Source organism: Aliiroseovarius sediminis, assembly GCF_022678485.1.
In the GTDB taxonomy this organism is placed as follows: domain Bacteria; phylum Pseudomonadota; class Alphaproteobacteria; order Rhodobacterales; family Rhodobacteraceae; genus Aliiroseovarius; species Aliiroseovarius sediminis.
Window position 1 is genome coordinate 80,422 of record NZ_JALBYP010000035.1, and the last position, 17,655, is coordinate 98,076.

Here is a 17,655-nt window from a genome sequence, read left to right on the forward strand (position 1 = left end):
ACCACCGGCAGACCGACGCTGACGTGTTAGTGGCGCACCACATAGACCGAACATTTCGAATGGCGTACCACGCGCGCCGCGTTCGGCCCCAGAAGATAATCTTTCAGGTCAGGGCGATGCGCGCCAATCACGATCAGATCGGTATTGCTGAGTTTCGCGGCGCGCAGCACCTCTTCATAAACCGAGCCCATCGCGACGATATGGCGAACATCGGTGTCCTGATCCGGCCCAAGTACGTCCTTGGTCATCGCCTTCAGCAGATCACTTGCGTCATTCTTGGCACTTTTTATGTGATGGTCCTGAAAATAGGCACCAACGACCGTCATGCCAAAATCCGGCACGACGGTGATGACATCCAGTTGCGCATTATCCATCCGGGCCAGCTTGGCCGCCGTGTTCAGAACGTCTTTTTCTTCGTCGGGACGGTTGATGTCGACGGCACACAAGATGGTCTTGGTCATGCCACTTCTCCTTGCAGTGTTTCATCTTCAGCGCGGCGCGATTGCAGAAAGGCGATAAGGGCCAACAGCATCAGCGCAGGGATGAAGATCAGTTCTTTTGGCAATTGACTGGACGGGGCTTTCACTGTGGCGATCTGCACCGGTTCGTCGCCATAGAAATCAAAGGTCGACAACTTATCCGACAGGAACGTGCCGAACATTGGTTCGTCCAGTTTGATCGTATCACCTTCGGGCACGATCATAATACCCAGATTGTCCATCCGGGCTTGGGCATCTGCAGCCTCGGGCACTTCGAACACAACGGTCAGGTCCTTGCTTTCCAGCGTATCGAAATCAGGGCCACGGATCACGGCGCGAAGCTGGTCGCCGGGCGATGCCTCGCCCAATGCGGTTTCGAACTGCGCCGGCGGGATTTCCGCAAATGGCGGCTGAATCTGGTTCATGAAGAACCCCGGACGGAACAGCGCGAAGGCGATCAGCAGCAACGCCACCGTTTCCCAGATGCGCGATTTCGTCAGGAAGAAGCCCATCGTACCTGCGGTAAAGACCAGAATACCGATCGTCGCCACGACAAACACGATGATCCCCTGCATCCACGTCACGTCGATCAACAGAAGATCGGTGTTGAAGATGAACACGAAGGGCAGCGCCACGGTTCTGAGTGAATAGAAGAACGCCGTGAACCCGGTACGGATGGCATCACCGCCCGACACAGCCGCCGCCGCAAAGCTGGCCAGCCCCACAGGCGGCGTCACATCGGCCATGATCCCGAAATAGAACACGAACAGGTGCACCGCGATCAAGGGCACAACCAGCCCCGATTGCGCGCCCAGTTCGACCACCACTGACACCATCAACGACGACACGACGATATAGTTCGCCGTGGTCGGCAGGCCCATGCCAAGGATCAGCGACAAGATGGCCACAAACACCAGCATCAGGATCAGGTTGCCACCCGATAGGAACTCGACGAAGTCGGCCATCACCTGTCCGATCCCCGTCAACGACACGGTGCCAACAATGATGCCCGCCGTGGCAGTCGCCAGGCCGATCCCGATCATGTTGCGCGCACCGTCGATCATCCCGCCGATCAGGTCCATAAAACCTTCGCGCAGCCGCCCGACCGGATCACCTTCGCCGCGGAACATCGCCTTAAGCCATTTCTGCGTCAGCAGGATACCGAACAAAAGGAAGGTTGCCCAGAAGGCCGACAGACCTGGCGATTTCCGCTCGATCATCAGGAAATAGACCAATACGATAATCGGCAGCAGGTAATACAGCCCCGCCTTGTAGATCTTGGCAACATCGGGCAGTTCGACGACCTCTGCGTCGGGGTCGTCCTGTTCAAGGTCCGGCACCTGCGCGGCCAGATAGATCAGCGCGACATAGATGGCAAACAGCAGGATCGACAGAACCCAGCCCGATCCGGACGGGAAAAACGACACGATCCAGCCCACAGGGTATTGCGTGGCATAGCACAAAAGCGCAAAGCCCGCGAAGAACAGAAACATGCCGCCGATGGTCTTACCCATCGACACCACCTTGTTGCCGATGGTCGGCATACGGTTTTTCACCGCCTCAAGATGCACTATATAGACCAGCGCGATATAGCTGATAATCGCGGGCAAGAAGGCGTGGGTGATAACCTCGACATAAGAAATGCCGACGTATTCCACCATCAGGAAGGCAGCCGCGCCCATGACGGGTGGCATGATCTGACCATTGACCGAGGATGCAACCTCGACCGAGCCGGCCTTTTCAGCTGAAAAGCCCACGCGTTTCATCAACGGAATGGTGAACGTGCCGGTCGTCACGACGTTTGCGATCGACGAGCCTGAAATCAGGCCAGTTGCAGCCGAGCCCACGACGGCGGCTTTGGCCGGTCCACCGCGAAGGTGGCCCAGCGCGCCGAACGCCATCTTGATGAAATAGTTGCCAGCACCTGCCCGATCCAGCAGCGCGCCAAACAGAACAAACAGGAACACAAACTTGGTGGACACGCCAAGCGCGATGCCAAAGACACCTTCGGACGTGATCCACATATGGCTCATCGCCTTACGAAGCGACGCGCCCGCCCAACGAATCTGGTCGGGCACAACATCTGACGAGCCGAAAAAGACATAAAAAAGAAACACCAGCGCCAGCGCCACCATTACAGGTCCAAGCGTGCGGTAAGCTGCCAGAAACAGAAAGCCCAAGGCGATCAGCGACACGATGGCGTCGGTATCATCGGCCAGGCCCCCATTGCCCACGATCTTCTCGTAAAAGAAATAGCCGTACAGGGCGAGCAGCGCACCCCCGATACCAAATATCCAGTCATACCACGGGATGTAGTTCCTTGGGCTGGATTTGAACAACGGATAGGCCATTGCGGCCAGAAAAATCGCGAATGCCAGGTGAATCTGGCGCGAGTTGTTGATCAGATCCCCCGGCAAAACATAAGGCGCCACCGGCGAGGCCAGCAGCACCTGAAAGATCGACCAGATCAAAGCGACCGCAGCGATCATCAGCCCGATCGACCCTTTGGGGTTACGGGCGCCTGTATCGCTAGAGGCGACCAGTTCTTGTAGTTCGTCTTCGCTGAGTGCGCGATCTTGCTTTGTGGACATCTGTCCCTCCCTTGGCTGCACGGGGCAGCCCGCACTGGTTTAATTCTTGATCACATGCCCAGTCTTTGCGCCGGGTCAGAGTGCTTGGGGGCAGCGCACTGCCCCCAAGTATCTTGTCTGAACCGAGCTTACTCGATCAAACCTTTTTCTTTATAATACTTCACGGCACCGGGGTGCAGGGGGGCCGACAGACCGGCCGATGCCATCTCTTTCGGGTCAAGATTGGCGAAAGCCGGGTGCAGACCTTTGAAGTCTTCGAAGTTTTCAAAGACCGACGAGACAACGGCATAGACGGCCTCATCCGACACCTTGTCCGAGCTGACGAAAGTTGCGCCCACACCGAAGGTCTGGGTGTCTTCGTCGTTGCCGCGATACATGCCGCCGGGAATGGTCGCGATGCGGTAGAACGAATTGTCTTCGACCAGCTTGTTCACGACATCGCCGGCAACTTCCACCAGCACGGAATCACAAGCAGTGGTGGCTTCCTGGATCGACCCCGAAGGGTGGCCGACGGTGTAAACCATCGCGTCGATCTGGTTGTCACACAGCGCTGCCGACTGCTCGGCGGCTTTCAGTTCGGTCGCGAGCGAGAAATCGTCGGTGGTCCAGCCCATTGCATCCAACAAGACTTCAATGGTGCCGCGCTGGCCCGAACCGGGGTTGCCGATGTTGACGCGCTTGCCCTTCAGGTCTTCGAACGTCTTGATGTTGCTGTCCGCGCGGGCCACGACCGTAAAGGGTTCAGGGTGCACCGAGAAAACGGCGCGCAGACCTTCGAAGGGGCCGTCATCTTCGAAACGCGAAGACCCATTATATGCGTGATACTGCCAGTCAGACTGGGCCACACCAAACTCCAGCTCGCCTTCGCGGATGGTGTTGATGTTATAGACCGAGCCACCGGTCGATTCGACCGAACAGCGCACTCCGTGGTCCTTGCGGCCCTTGTTCACCAAGCGGCAAATCGCGCCACCAGTGGGGTAATACACTCCGGTCACACCGCCGGTGCCGATCGTGATAAACTCCTCGGCCATTGCGGCCGGGGCCATCATCGCGGTTGCCGCGACCCCCACGAATGCCATTTTGAAGTTGTTCAACATCATTATACTCCCTTGTTTTGATGTGTTGATGTTACTCGCACCACACTTCGGCCAGTTGCCGATTGCGCAGTTCGACTTCTGCAATACGCTCTTGTGCCACTGCACCCGAGCGCGCGACAACCATTCCAATGATCGTTTCGATCAGGAACAGGGTTGTCACGTAGGATGAATAGAAATTCGCGCTGTCGGCGGTAACCACGAAGCTGATGGTCGCATATTCCAGCGCAGGGCAGGCATGGGTGTCGGTGATGACAATTACATTCACCCCCATCTGATGGGCCAGTTTCGCCGCCTTGATCACGTTCGAGGCAAAAGGTGGCTTGGTCACGATCAAAAACGCGTCATCCTCCCCCATTCCCGACAGCGCACCCCCCAAAGATGCGCCCATTCGATTCGCCAGAAACCAGTTATCCGAGCAGAAATTGGCCATATATGACATATATTCCACGATACCCGTCGACCCCAGCGCACCCAACAACAAAACCTTACGTGCATTCACCAACACCTCGACGCTGCGATCAAGGTCTTTTTCATTCAGCGAGGCAACAGCGCGGCTGAGATTGGACTGACAAGCCGTAAAATGCTTGTCGATAAAGCGATCAGTGCCGTCGCCATGCTGCTTCTGAAGCTGACCAGCGCGGGCAGCGAAATTGTTCACGCGGCGGTCAATCTCGGCGCGCATTTCTTCGCGCAATTCTTCGAAATCCGCATAGCCCAGCGCCTTCGCAAGTCGCGAGAACGACGCCGGCGACACCCCGCTATTGCGCGCCACTTTGCGCAAGGGCCGCGTCACCACATCCAATGGGTCCGCCACCAGAACGTCGGCGGCGCTGCGCAGCGCAACGCTTAGGTCGGCGTAGGCCGATGCAAGCCTCTGATCGAAGCTTTTATTCAAGATGTCCCCCCTTATTGGACAAAAATTAGTGTTCTCTTTGTTTCAGAGATTGTCAATCATCGTTTTATTTGTTTCAGTGTCGAAAGGATTGAGAGGGCACCATGTCACACGTATTCCCCAGACACACCAAGGTCATTCCCCCCGTCGCCATCAAGGGCGATGGTATTTATATAACTGATTCAGAAGGAAAACAGTACCTTGACGGGTCCGGCGGTGCGGCCGTTTCCTGTCTGGGTCATTCCGACCCGGACGTGACGCAGGCGATCAAGACTCAGGTCGATCAACTGGCCTTCGCCCATACCGGGTTCCTATCCTCGGCCCCTGCAGAATCGCTGGCTGATCGCCTGATCGCTCACGCGCCCGAGGGGATCGAGCGGGTTTATTTCGTCTCGGGCGGGTCGGAAGCCGTTGAAAGCGCGCTGAAACTCGCGCGGCAATACATGATCGAGATCGGCCAGCCGCAGCGCACCCGGTTCATCTCGCGTCGGCAAAGTTATCACGGCAATACGCTGGGCGCGCTTGGCACCGGTGGCAACGAATGGCGGCGCGAGCCGTTTTCGCCAGTGATGGTGTCGGCCTCGCATATCTCGCCATGCTATGAATACCGCCACCGGCACGATGATGAGACTCAAGAAGAATACGGCCAGCGCGCCGCCAACGAGCTTGAGGCCGAATTGCTGCGCCAAGGCCCGGAGAACGTCATCGGCTTCCTTGCCGAACCTGTCGTGGGCGCAACCGCAGGCGCCGTGCCCGCCGTGCCCGGCTATTTCAAACGCATTCGCGAGATTTGCGATCAATACGGCATTCTGCTGATCTTGGACGAGGTCATGTGCGGCATGGGTCGCACCGGCACCTTATTTGCCTGCGAACAGGACGGCATCGCCCCAGACATGATCACCATCGCCAAGGGGTTGGGCGCAGGCTATCAGCCCATCGGCGCGATGCTGTGTTCGGGCAAGATCTACGAGGCGATCGAGACCGGCAGCGGCTTTTTTCAGCACGGTCACACCTATATCGGCCACCCGGTTGCCTGTGCGGCCGCTGACGCGGTGGTGCGCAAGCTGACCGATGGAGGGCTGACCACGCGTTCGGCCCAGATGGGCGAAAAGCTCATGGAGGCGCTGACCGCCGAGTTCGGCCAACATCCCAATATCGGCGACATCCGCGGGCGCGGCATGTTCCGGGGGCTTGAAATCGTCGAAGATCGCGAGACGAAGTCGCCCTTCGCACCCGAAAAGGCCATCGCCGCGAAGCTGAAGAAACAGGCCTTCGCCAACGGGCTGATCTGTTACCCGATGGGCGGCACGATTGACGGGCGGCATGGCGATCACATCCTGATTGCTCCGCCCTTCATCATCACCGACGCACAGATTGACGAGTTGGTGGAAAAGCTGTCCACGTCGCTGGGGCAAGTGCTGTGACCGGCCTGCCCGCCCTTATGGTCGCCCCCAACGGCGCGCGGTTGACCAAGGCCGATCACCCGGCCCTGCCGATGACCCTGCCCGAAATCATCGCCACGACGCGCGATTGCCACGACGCTGGCGCCGATGGCTTGCACCTGCATCTGCGCGACCGCGAAGGCGGTCACCTGCTGGACGCCGGCGCCTACCGCGAAGCGGTCGAGGAACTGACCACCCAACTGCCCGCCATAGCCGTGCAGATCACCACCGAGGCGGTCGGCAAATACGAGCCACCGCACCAACGCCAGGTCGCGCTGAATTCAGGCGCGTCGATGGTGTCGGCGTCGGTCCGCGAACTGTGCCGCGACCCCGAAGATGTGACCCGCGCCTTTTATGAGGACTGCGCCGCGCGCGGCATCGCCATCCAGCATATCCTGTATGACCGCGAGGATGGCGAGCTGCTGGCGCGCACCCTGCCCGATGGACTGCTGACCGCCCCCGACCTGCAGCTCTTGTTCGTGCTGGGGCGCTATGCGGCGGATCAGAACTCGGACCCCCACGATCTGGATGATTTCCTTGACTGGATGGGCGCTGCGGGGCTGTCGCCCGACTGGGCGGTTTGTGCCTTCGGGCAAAACGAAACCGCTTCGCTGGTCTATGCCGCAAGCAAAGGCGCCAAATGCCGGGTCGGGTTTGAAAACGCGCGGGTTCATGCGGATGGACGCGTGGCAAAGGACAATGCCGAAAGGGTGAAAGCGGTGCGTGACGCCATTTCGGCCAAGATGAACTGACCCGCGCAGCACCGCGAGGCGCTTTTATGCCTTCGACAATGCCGCAGTATAATCATGTCGTCAGAATGGCCGCGCTTTGCCGGATCATTCCCTCATAGGCCCGTTGGTGGCCAGCCCCAATATGGTCCTGTTGTTGCCCGGTTGGTATAGACGCGAGCTGTCGCAGATGCGCCAAGCCCACCAACCAACTCACTGAACACGCTTGCTTTATACGAGATCCCGCTGCCTTATTTTGAGCGTCAGCAATTTTCTGGTATAAACAATCCATATTATTTTCTGGTATTGTTTATTTCTAACACCTGAGTTTTCTGATTGGCGGTTGTCACGATGGCCGGTTTTACGCGCTCATTGATCAACACTGCCGGCGTTCGCGCCGATTGGGTGGACTTGCGCGATCAGGATTACGTCCCCAACCTGACCGTGTTGCGCGATACGGTATCGCTGAACCCGAACCTGCTGGCGCGTGACCCGGCAACCGGGTTGCAGGTGCCGATCTTCGGCGCGCGCAATCAGGGCAGCAGCGGGCGCTGCGTCGGCTTTGCGCTGGCCAACCTGATCGACATCCAGCGTCACTTGCAACATCTGCGCCGCACACCCAGTGTAAGCGATCTGCCCGAACCTGATCTTTCCAAGGTGCAGGAGGACATCGTCAGCGCGGATATGCTGTATCGGATGGCGTCCTTCCATGACCGCTATCCCGAACTGGAAAACGGCGAGGTTCTGGCCGAAGAAGGTATCCTGACGCTGAGATCCGCAATCAAGGGCTTTTATCACCACGGCGTGTGCCGCGATTGGCCGTTTGGCGAACCCGCCGCCGATGACGGACGGTGGCAAAGCGAATGTTATGCCAAGGACGGGCCGGACAAGGGACGCAGGTTCACCACGGTCAACCAAGCCAAGAAGGCGCGGGAAATCGGGCTGGGGGCGTATTTCCGGCTGGCCTCGATCCTCAATCATTTTCACGCCGCATTGAACGATGCCGAGGCGATCCTGACCACCGCGAATGTGCATGACGGCTGGTTGGCCGCTACGCCGGACAACAACGGGGTGATCACTTGGCCGCCTGCGCAGGGCAAGATGGGCACTCATGCCTTTGTCATAACGGGCTATGATGAAAATGGGTTCCATGTCCTGAACTCATGGGGGCCGGACTGGGGCGGCTATCAGGGGCAAGCTGGGATCGCACTTTGGCCCTATGCCGATTGGGCGCAGAACGTGGTGGACAGTTGGGTCTTGCGCCTTGGAGTGTTCGCGCCATCAGCGTTCGGGGCATCGGTCGGCGAAAAAGGCACCAAGGGGGATACTGGCCCGATCCAGTCCGGCTCGACCCCCTGTTTCGAGCTTGTGGGCCACTATATGCACCTGGACGATGGATATCATGTGGCAACAGGCTCGTATCCGTCGTTCAAGGATGGCTGGACGCGCACCCGCAACTACCTGTCCGAACGTCTGGACCCAAAGGCAAAGCCGGGCAATGCCGACAACCGCTATCGCGGCGTATTGCTGTGGATCCCCGGAAGCCTCGAAGGGATCAAACCCGCCTTTGCAGACGCGGTCGGGCGCAAGAACATGATCAAGGATCTGGGCCTTTACCCTTACACGGTTTTCTGGTGCAACAGCTTTGTCGAAAAGTCGCTTGAGGTGCTGCAAAGCCTGTTTGACAGTTGCGAAGAGCAAGCTGGCGAAAACGCCGCCCATCTGGACGAACTGATCGAAGACCGCGTGCGCGGTGTCGGGCGTGCCTTCTGGCGCGACATCGAGCTGGGCGCGCGCCGCGCACTCAGGGGCACCGAAGAGCTGCCCTATGAAGATTTCGAGGCAGAGGACCAGACCCAGATCAAGACCGGCTTTGTCGGCAGTCTTCTGATGGACCTCTTGGACCTGAAGAAGCAGACCGGGGGCGAGTTGCACATCGTCGCGGAGGGCGCAGGCGCCTTGGTGGTGCACGAGATATTGTCCCTGCTGGAACACGACATGCGCTGTTTCGACCCGGCCATGCTGAGCCCTGGCGGTTTGGACCGCTTCGACACGCTGCACCTGATCCACCCGGCCATTGGAATGCCGCGCGCGAAGAAGCGGCTTATCCCGCTGATCCAGAACATGAACGGACCGGCGACGGGCAAACGTAAACGCAAAAGCACCTCGCGCAGCCCCGTAGTGCAGGAATATCTGACTTACGAGACACCGCCGCGCGCGCGCATCTACGTCCCAACACCGAAGCTTGAAGAGCGCGTGAATTTCGGTGCCTATGGGAAGTCCATCCTGCATCTTGTGTCCCGCGCGTTCGAGGATCGATACCCATTGCCGCAAGACGCCGATGACACCTCGGCCCCCTATCTTCTGCGGCCCCGCCCGTTTCTGGGCATGTCGAACGTCGCGGACGACCGCGCATCCCCGGTGCGGGGCGCGGTATTTCAGCTGAACCGTATCGCGGCACAGAAGCACGATCTGGACCGCGTCCCCCAGACCGCCCTGAACGACGACCCAACCATCACCAACAGCATATTCGATAGCATCAGAGGATTTCAGAAAACGTAACGCTAGACACCACAAAGGAGAGATACATTGACCAAGATCACAGTAGAGCAACTGATGTCGAAAATGGCGGACCTGGACGCCGATGATACCGCGTTCTCAGAGTATTTCATCCTGGACGAAGACAGGTCCGGCCCCTTTTCGCCGCGTTTCAAACTGAACCCGGCGACAGTACAAATCCCGCGCGGGGCCAATGCCGCCCACCGATCAGCAGCCGCGATGAATGGCGCCAACTGGTTTGCACGAATGAGCCGAAGAAACGTGTTTTACCAAAAGCTGGCGCGGGGGTATGACGGCCCGATCATTGTGTCCGAAGGCGACAGTTGGTTTCAGTATCCCATCCGCCTGCGCGACACGATCGACCACCTGATGCACAGCTATGCGATCTATTCCCTCGGCGCGGCGGGCGATCTGTTGAAGCGGATGGCCGACAAGCAGGAATATATCGGCGCCTTGCAAGATACGGGCGCGGAAATCCTGTTGCTCTCGGGTGGCGGCAACGATCTGGTCGCCGGTGGCGCCTTGGCCGCCCATCTTGAGGCTTTCGACCCAGACCTTGCCCCCGCCGACTATCTGCTCCCGTCCTTTCAGGCGCTTCTGGACGACGCGCTTGGGCATTACGGGCGAATGTTTCGGCAGGTTCACCAAGTGCTTCCCCATGTCAGCATTCTGTGCCACGGCTATGATTACCCCGTGCCCAACAAGGACAAGTGGCTGGGCAAACCGATGGAGTCCCGCGGCATTCGCGACCGCGGGCTGCAAATGGCCATCGCGGCCGAGATGATGGACCAGTTCAACCGCCGCCTGCGCCGCCTTGCGCGCTCCATGCCGCATGTGACCTATATCGACTGCCGGGGCGTGGTGGGCAATCACCGTTGGTTCGACGGGCTGCACCCGACAGGCGCCGGCTATGGCGATGTCGCGCAGAAATTCCGTCGCGAAATCAACCGCATCGCCAATGCCCGCAGCGGCCCGCCGGTGGTCATCGGTGGCCCCTTCGGGTCCGCAACCGAATTGTCGCGCGCCCTTCAGACCCCGCCGGTCATCGCTGGTGGACGGGCCAAGGGCATGTCTCTGCATGTGGGTGTGAACACCGTCGACCCCAACCATTATGACGGGTGGGACGGTCAACTGACGGCGTGCGAGGCGGACGCCCTTGCCATGCAAGACATCGCCACAGCCGAGGGATTCCAGCCCGAACTTCTGCTGACAAGCGACGCCACCCGCCAGAACGTCGTCGACCAGATCGAGCGTGCGGCAAAAGACCTGTCGCCGGGTGATATGTTCCTGTTCACCGTGTCGGGCCATGGCGGTCGGGTGCCTGATTTCAATCAAGACGAAGACCATGACGACGACAGCCAGCGGATGGACGAAACGCTGTGTCTGTATGATTTCCAGATTGCAGATGACGAGCTTTACATGCTCTGGACCCTGTTCCGCGATGGGGTCCGCGTCCTGATCATGCCAGACACCTGCCATTCGGGCTCGATGGCGCGGTTCGGACCGACCGCCCCGACCGAGCTCTTTGGCCGCGCCATGCCGCAAGACCCGCGCATCCGGGCGATGCCTCTTTATGTCGAAGAACGCGTCTGGCGGGCCAACGAAGCCGCCTATCGGACAGCGTCAAGGTCATATAGCGCGATGAAAGAGAGCGTGATGACCGCGCCGCTCAGCAGTCCCATTCAGGCGTCTGTCCTGAACCTTGGGGCGTGCAAGGACACGCAATACGCGATGGACGGCCCGCAAAACGGGGCCTTCACCGGCGCGCTTCTGAAAGTCTGGGACGGCGGGCGGTTCACCGGCGACTACCGCGCCTTCCGCGCCGCCATCGACGCCGAGATCGACAGCGACAGCCAAACTCCGCAGCTGTTTGAACGCTTGTTGAAAGAACCGAATTTTGTTCTGGATCGGCCCTTCACGTTACAACCCGTTGGCATGCCGACCGGCATGTTTGGCGACACGCCAAAATCGCGCGCGGCGCCAATGGCTCCAGCCCAAGAGGACGAGGATGAAGGCGAAGAAAACGATCTTCTTCCCGATGCCGAGGTCGAAGCGATCCTGTCCGCCAAGGCCCGCGGTGCCGGGTTTCGCAGCGCCACAGCAGCGCTGGAATGGGCGGACTACGCAGATTTTGATGGGTTCATCCGCTCGCTCGGGCTGCGGAACTTCAGCACGGACGAGTTCCTGATACTTGGCGGCGGGCACTCCACCCCCGGCGGGAAATGTCAGGGCAAGAACACCTATCCGCCGCGCAGCCTTTGGACGAATATCGCCAAGACCGCGCAGGCGCTGGACCATTTCCGCGATCGGATCGGCAAACCCATCGCCATCACCAACGCCTATCGCGGGCCGACCTATAACGCCTGTATCGGTGGGGCAAAACAAAGCCAGCACATGAAATTCTGCGCGCTGGATTTCAAGGTATCTGGGATGCCCGCCCCCGAAGCCGCACGCGCCCTGCGTTGGCTGCGCGACAAGGAAGGGTTCTTTACCGGCGGAATTGGCCGTTATAACAGCTTCACCCATATCGACACGCGCGGCATCAACGCCACATGGCCGCCCGCGTTTCGCGATGACAAGCTGTCAGGCTCATCGCCTTTGAACAAACGCGAGCCGCGCGATTTGGCGGAGCGTATTGCGGTGCTGATCTCGACCATTCTGGCGAAGCCCAGATCCGCGCCGGGTGCTAAATCCCGTGGTTCGGCCTTTGCTGACCCGGTCAGCCGGTCGGGCGACGATTTCGACCCGACCTCGGAAAACGCGGCGCATCAGCAATCGCTACAAGCCGCCGTCAGCGCATCCAGCGTGATTTCCTTCGTTGAAAACCTGACGCCAAGCCAGAAAGAAGACGTGCTTCTGTCAACACTGTTTGCCCAGCGCGCCGCGGACGCCAAGGCCGATCCGATCAAGGAACGCGAACTATGGCAAGCAACCTATATGGACATGCTCAGCCTGATGGGCTGGTCGCGCGAGGCCGCCCCATTCGAGGCCAGCCAGAAGATGAAAGGCAATGGCAGTTTCGACAAGGTGGTTCTGGCCACGCTGGCGCAGGTCGCCACCGGCAACCAGTTCAAGATCGTCGAAAGCGCGATGGAAGCGTTGCGCGGGCTTGCGGCGGATGACGGCAAGATCAAGCTGTTCGACTTTGAAACCTCGTCCTCCACCGGCGGCAATTTCCAGATCGGCAGCGCCGAGGCATCTGGCGACGTGATCTCGATGGCGCTTGGCGCGTTCAACTTCAGCTTCAAGGACAAGAAGCAGAACATCCTGTTCGTGTCCTGGGGCAAGAACGAACTGGATTATTGGCTGTCGGCGCAAAAAGTGGCCCTTAGCCCGACGATCTATGCCGATGTGCGCGAGATCATTCGCGACAAGCTGTCGGACACGCGCAAAACCCTGATTGCGGATATCGACATCGGATGACGCGCCCCGGTGATCTCCAAGCTCTGCAGCCACCTCTGGGTCGGCTGCAGATCGCGCCCAAGCATTTGTTAATTCTGCTGCTGCCGGTCGCCGTCCTGATCGCGTCTGAATATCTGCTGGGCACGTTCGGCGACACGGCGGTCGTGGTCCCCGACATCACGCTGAACCAAGTGTCGCCGCTGGTCGAATTGGGCGCACGGTACAAGTTTCTTGCGGCCCTTTTCTTCTTTGCCGCCGTGACCATCACCCTGACCGGCATCTTTGTGGTCGAGCTTTGCGCCCGCCACACGCTGCGCTCGATCGGGTATACGCTGGTCGGGATTGTCGTGGTGATTGCGGTCTCGCTCAGTTTTTCGACATTCGAACCGGACTGGATGCCGGCCGGTTTTGAATCCCACTATCTTCTGGGCGACAACCTGTTTCGCACCGCGCTTGGCATCGGAAAGTTACCGGGATGCGCACCGGGCGGGGCCTTGGCCGAGGCTTGCGCGGGTCAGGGGGCGTTCTTTGCGATGAAATACCTTTTGAACCATGTGAATATCCTGACCTCGCTGTCGGCGGCGGCCATTATTGCAGGGATGGTCTTGTGCTTGGCGCGCCCACCAAAGGCCGATCTGACCACGCAGGACGGGCTGATATCCGAAGCCCACGCCTTGCAGACGGCGCAAGAGACTGCACAGCGCTATCTTTACTGCTCGGGCGTGCTGTTGACGACTGGCATGGTGCTGGTCTTGTCGTGGATGTCATGGCCGAACGCCATGATTGTGGATGACCAGGTGCGCGCTGCGCATTCGGGGGTCATCAACGCCTTGTCAATGTTTCGCGGCGTGACCTATTCAGTCCTGATCTTGTCCTACTACATGCCGGTCAGCCTGATCCTGAAAGTCAGAATCGAGCGTTTCAAACGGGCCGCCAGCCGCGTTGGACAGGCTGACCTTGGCACCGAGCTAGAGGGGTTCAACATCAACCGCATCGACAGTCTGGACGCGTTCAAATCTATTCTGGCGATTGTCTCGCCAATCCTTGCCAGCGCCATCGGCTCGTTCGCCGATCTATCGTTTCTTCAGTAGATCTGAAACACAAAAAAGACCGACAAGGGATGCCTCGCCGGTCGCTCTTTACAATATCGTCCCGGGTTTAGTTCGCAGCCTGCCGAAGCAGTTGCGTGATCCGGCGCACGCTGGCGCGACGGTTGGCGCGTTCGTCACCTTCGGTCTGAACCTTCAGGAAGCCCTCGCCGTAGCCCTGAACAACAAGGTTTTCCGGCGGCACATCAAAATATTCCGTCAGGGCCAGCGCAACTGATTCCGCACGGCGATCAGACAGCGCAAGGTTATACGCGGCCGAGCCTACGGCGTCGGTGTGACCTTCAATCAGGAACACCTCGTTCCGGTCCTCTTCGACATACCTTTGAATAAGCTTGCCCAACCGCGACAGCGACTTGGCCTGATCAGGCCGGATCGCCGCTGACCCGGTTTCAAACGTGATCGCGTCAAGGTCGATCACCGGCACAAGGGCGCGCACTTCGGCGATGTTGCGGATCTGGGCCAAGCTGAAGCGACGTTCAAAGGCGGCTTCCTGTGCCAAGGCTTTGCGCAACGCCTCTTCATCCGCATCAGCGGACAGATCAGGTCGCGGGGCGGGGGCAGGCAACGATGCTACATCCACCGGTTCCACATCGACTGTATCGTCGATCAGATAGGTTTGCGTGCCATCCTTAGCCACATGCACGCGACGCAGCACACGGTATTCAGCATCACGGATGGTCACGATTTGCGACCCGTCCTCGCGCGTGATCGTGGTGCGGGTCGATCCGTCGCCGAAGGTTTCCGTGCGCAGTTTCGATCCGGGCTGACGCAGCAGCGCATTGTCGTCTTTGATGACCTCAAAGCTGCCATCGTCGCGCGTCACGACCACCCTGTCGCCCGAGTTCAACGCCACCTCGCGATTGTTGGACAGAATGGCGCCCACAGCGACTGCGCCCAAGCCCAGCAGCATGGCCGTTTCGCCTTTCGACAGGCCGCCCTTGTCTTTCGCAGCGGCTTCTGGCTTGGCTTTTTTCGAGTCCGCAGGTGTCGCGGTTTCGCCGACCTTGTTGGCAAAATCTTCATCGGACGAGCGCGCGGTTTCTTCCGTCACCACCTCTTCTGTGATTTCGGCAACCGCATCGCCGTCAGCGGGTGCATCCGCTGCGGCAGTAGCGGGCGCTTCGCCGCTTTCGGCTTCGGGCTGGACGGGCAGGTCCGGGACGGGGGCCTCGGCTTGCTCGGCTTCGCCTTCCGCGGCGCCCTGCGTTTCATCACCTGCCTTTTCCAAAGCCTCTGCCAGCGCGGCTTCGTCTTCGGTGGTCGCATCTTCAGGCGTCACGTCTGTCGGTGCCGGCGCGGGTGCCGGCGTTTCCGCAGGGGCCGCAGATTGTTCTTCTTCAACAAATGCCTCGTCAGCCGGGACCTCGGCACCCTCGGTTTGATCGCTTTCACTTTCAGACGGCGTCACGGGATCGGCCGGCACGGGCTGCGGTTCTGCCGGAACCTCGGTCTGTGTCTCGGCGGGTGCTTCGGTCGGCGCTTCAGTGGGAACGTCTGCTGGAGCCTCGGCAGGAGTTTCTTCCGGCACCTCGGCGGGTGCTCCTGCAGGGGCTTCGCTCGGAGCCTCGTTCGGCACTTCCGTCGGTGCCTCTTCCGGGGTTTCCGCAGGCTGCTCTTCCGGAACTTCCGCGGGCTGCTCGTCAGGCGCTTCCGCTGGTGTTTCTTCGAGGGCTTCTTCGGGCTGCTGGACAGGCGCTTCCGCCGGAGCCTCTGCCGGTTCAGCCGGAGGTTCTTCTGTGGGCGCAGCGTCGGGAGTGTCGCTGGCGGCACCTTCGGCCTGTGCCTCAGCCTCAGCCTCGACGGGCGGAGTCTGGGCGGAGTCTTGCGGCGCTTCTTCCACCTCGGGCTGTTCCTCGGCGACGTCCTCGGCGCTCGCCGCAGCCGCTGCGTTCTGGCGCATCGCTTGCAATTGCTCGGCCATCTCAGGGCGCAGGGTGGCCGCGACCCCCTCGCCGCATGGAAGACTCTCGCCGTTTTCGCACACCATCGCGGTTTTCGGCACCGCGAACACGCCATCAGCACAGGGCAAAGGCGCGCCGTCTTCACAAATCATCTGGGCTGTCGGCACCTTCTTGACCCCATCGGCACAAGGAAGATCGCTGCCATCAAAGCACAAGAATTCGGGAACCGCCGCTTGGTTTGTTTGCGCAACCATCGGTGCTGGAAAGGCCAGCGATATGGTCGCGATCAGGGCGGTTGAGGATTTCCAGGACTGGCGCATATCGGCATCTCCAATTCATCAGGGTCTAGTTTGCTTTAATTCCTACAACGTCCACGCGCCGGGTTCGTTCCATTTGGTAAACGGACAGCAAGTTCGGCGCGATTTCGCCTTGCTGGGCAAGTGGTGGCGGTTTGATGCATGATTCGGACGTTGGGCGGCGTGCCAGCAACGCCTATCCAAGTTCCACGCGACCCAGACGCCGAAACGTTCGCCCCATTTTTGCCAGCGGTATGAATTGCTTAATCCGTTCGCCGACCACACGCTCCGCACTTTAGCAATTATATTTGCACTTTTTCTTTACATGCAAATAAATTTGCAGCCTAATTGCGCAAGGACATGATGTCCGGATAAATAAAGGGAGATCACATGAAACCGCTTAAAAAAATTGTTGCTGCAGCGGCCTTTGCCCTGACAGCCACAACCGCAATCGCTGACGATCTAATCGTCGCTACAGACACCGCGTTCGTGCCGTTTGAATTCAAAGAAGGCGACACCTATGTCGGCTTTGATATTGATATGTGGGACGCCATCGCCACCGAAATGGGCGTCAGCTATGAACTACGCCCGATGGATTTCAACGGGATCATTCCGGCACTGCAAACCGGTCAGGTCGATGTGGCGTTGGCTGGCATCACCATCAAGGACAGCCGGAAAGAGGTCATCGACTTCTCGGACGGCTATTATGACAGCGGCTTCCTGCTGATGGTACCGACCGACAGCGACATCACTGGCGAAGCTGATCTGGCAGGGAAATCCATTGCTCTGAAAACTGGCACATCCGCCGCCGATTACGCCGCCGATAACTTCAAGGATACCGAGGTTCGCCTGTTCCCCAACATCGACAACGCCTATCTTGAACTGCGCACAGGCCGCGTCGACGCCGCCATGCACGATACGCCCAACGTCCTGTACTACATCGCAAATGCCGGCAATGGCGAGGTCAAATCCGTGGGTGCCCAGATGCAGGCGCACCAATACGGCATCGGCTTTCCTAAAGGCAGCGCGCTTGTCGAAGACGTGAACGCCGCCTTGGCCGCGATGAAAGAAGACGGCCGTTATGACGCGATCTACGAGAAATGGTTCGGCACGAAACCTGCCGAATAAGCGTTAGCCCTCAAGCCCGTGCCTGATCGGC

At 59.4% G+C, this 17,655-nt stretch carries 11 protein-coding genes; 6 read left to right on the forward strand and 5 right to left on the reverse strand.

The annotated features are described in order from the left end of the window. Positions 1 to 26: 26 nt before the first annotated feature. From MN186_RS11875 to MN186_RS11890, 4 genes are all read right to left on the reverse strand, one after another. Positions 27 to 461, reverse strand: a complete 435-nt coding sequence (locus MN186_RS11875; RefSeq protein WP_242114577.1) for a universal stress protein — start codon at positions 459 to 461, stop codon at positions 27 to 29. After that, on the reverse strand, positions 458 to 3,070 hold the full coding sequence (locus tag MN186_RS11880; RefSeq protein ID WP_242114578.1) for a TRAP transporter permease: 2,613 nt from the start codon (positions 3,068 to 3,070) through the stop codon (positions 458 to 460). The genes MN186_RS11875 and MN186_RS11880 overlap by 4 nt, the downstream gene beginning before the upstream one ends. Before the next feature lie 128 nt (positions 3,071 to 3,198). After that, complete coding sequence (locus tag MN186_RS11885) at positions 3,199 to 4,167, reverse strand: TAXI family TRAP transporter solute-binding subunit (RefSeq protein WP_242114579.1); 969 nt, start codon at positions 4,165 to 4,167, stop codon at positions 3,199 to 3,201. Positions 4,168 to 4,198: 31 nt separating this feature from the next. Continuing rightward, positions 4,199 to 5,062 (reverse strand): MurR/RpiR family transcriptional regulator, encoded by an 864-nt coding sequence (locus MN186_RS11890; protein ID WP_242114580.1) that lies wholly within the window; start codon positions 5,060 to 5,062, stop codon positions 4,199 to 4,201. 101 nt (positions 5,063 to 5,163) lie between these two features. On the opposite strand from MN186_RS11890, the gene MN186_RS11895 reads away from it, so the two are divergent. The 5 genes from MN186_RS11895 to MN186_RS11915 all read left to right on the forward strand — a co-directional run bounded on the left by MN186_RS11895 (position 5,164) and on the right by MN186_RS11915 (position 14,281). Further along, entirely contained in the window at positions 5,164 to 6,483 is a 1,320-nt protein-coding gene (locus MN186_RS11895) for an aspartate aminotransferase family protein (RefSeq protein ID WP_242114581.1), read from the forward strand. Beyond that, complete coding sequence (locus MN186_RS11900) at positions 6,480 to 7,253, forward strand: 3-keto-5-aminohexanoate cleavage protein (protein WP_242114582.1); 774 nt, start codon at positions 6,480 to 6,482, stop codon at positions 7,251 to 7,253. The genes MN186_RS11895 and MN186_RS11900 overlap by 4 nt, the downstream gene beginning before the upstream one ends. Positions 7,254 to 7,601: 348 nt before the next feature. Next, positions 7,602 to 9,791, forward strand: a complete 2,190-nt coding sequence (locus tag MN186_RS11905) for a C1 family peptidase (RefSeq protein ID WP_242114583.1) — start codon at positions 7,602 to 7,604, stop codon at positions 9,789 to 9,791. 27 nt (positions 9,792 to 9,818) lie between these two features. After that, positions 9,819 to 13,211: a D-Ala-D-Ala carboxypeptidase family metallohydrolase gene (locus MN186_RS11910; RefSeq protein WP_242114584.1), complete on the forward strand. Its 3,393-nt coding sequence runs from the start codon at positions 9,819 to 9,821 to the stop codon at positions 13,209 to 13,211. Next, the gene (locus tag MN186_RS11915; RefSeq protein WP_242114585.1) at positions 13,208 to 14,281 is read left to right on the forward strand and encodes a hypothetical protein; all 1,074 of its coding nucleotides are present in this window, start codon (positions 13,208 to 13,210) and stop codon (positions 14,279 to 14,281) included. Before MN186_RS11910 ends, MN186_RS11915 begins: the two co-directional genes overlap by 4 nt. Positions 14,282 to 14,348: 67 nt before the next feature. On the opposite strand, the gene MN186_RS11920 is transcribed toward MN186_RS11915, so the two are convergent. Then, on the reverse strand, positions 14,349 to 16,520 hold the full coding sequence (locus tag MN186_RS11920) for an OmpA family protein (RefSeq protein ID WP_242114586.1): 2,172 nt from the start codon (positions 16,518 to 16,520) through the stop codon (positions 14,349 to 14,351). A 366-nt stretch (positions 16,521 to 16,886) separates the two neighbouring features. Here MN186_RS11920 and glnH point away from each other — a divergent pair, with 366 nt between their 5' ends. Continuing rightward, a complete protein-coding gene (gene glnH / locus MN186_RS11925) occupies positions 16,887 to 17,624 on the forward strand; it encodes a glutamine ABC transporter substrate-binding protein GlnH (RefSeq protein WP_242114587.1) in 738 nt (245 codons plus the stop codon). The last annotated feature ends 31 nt before the right edge of the window (positions 17,625 to 17,655 follow it).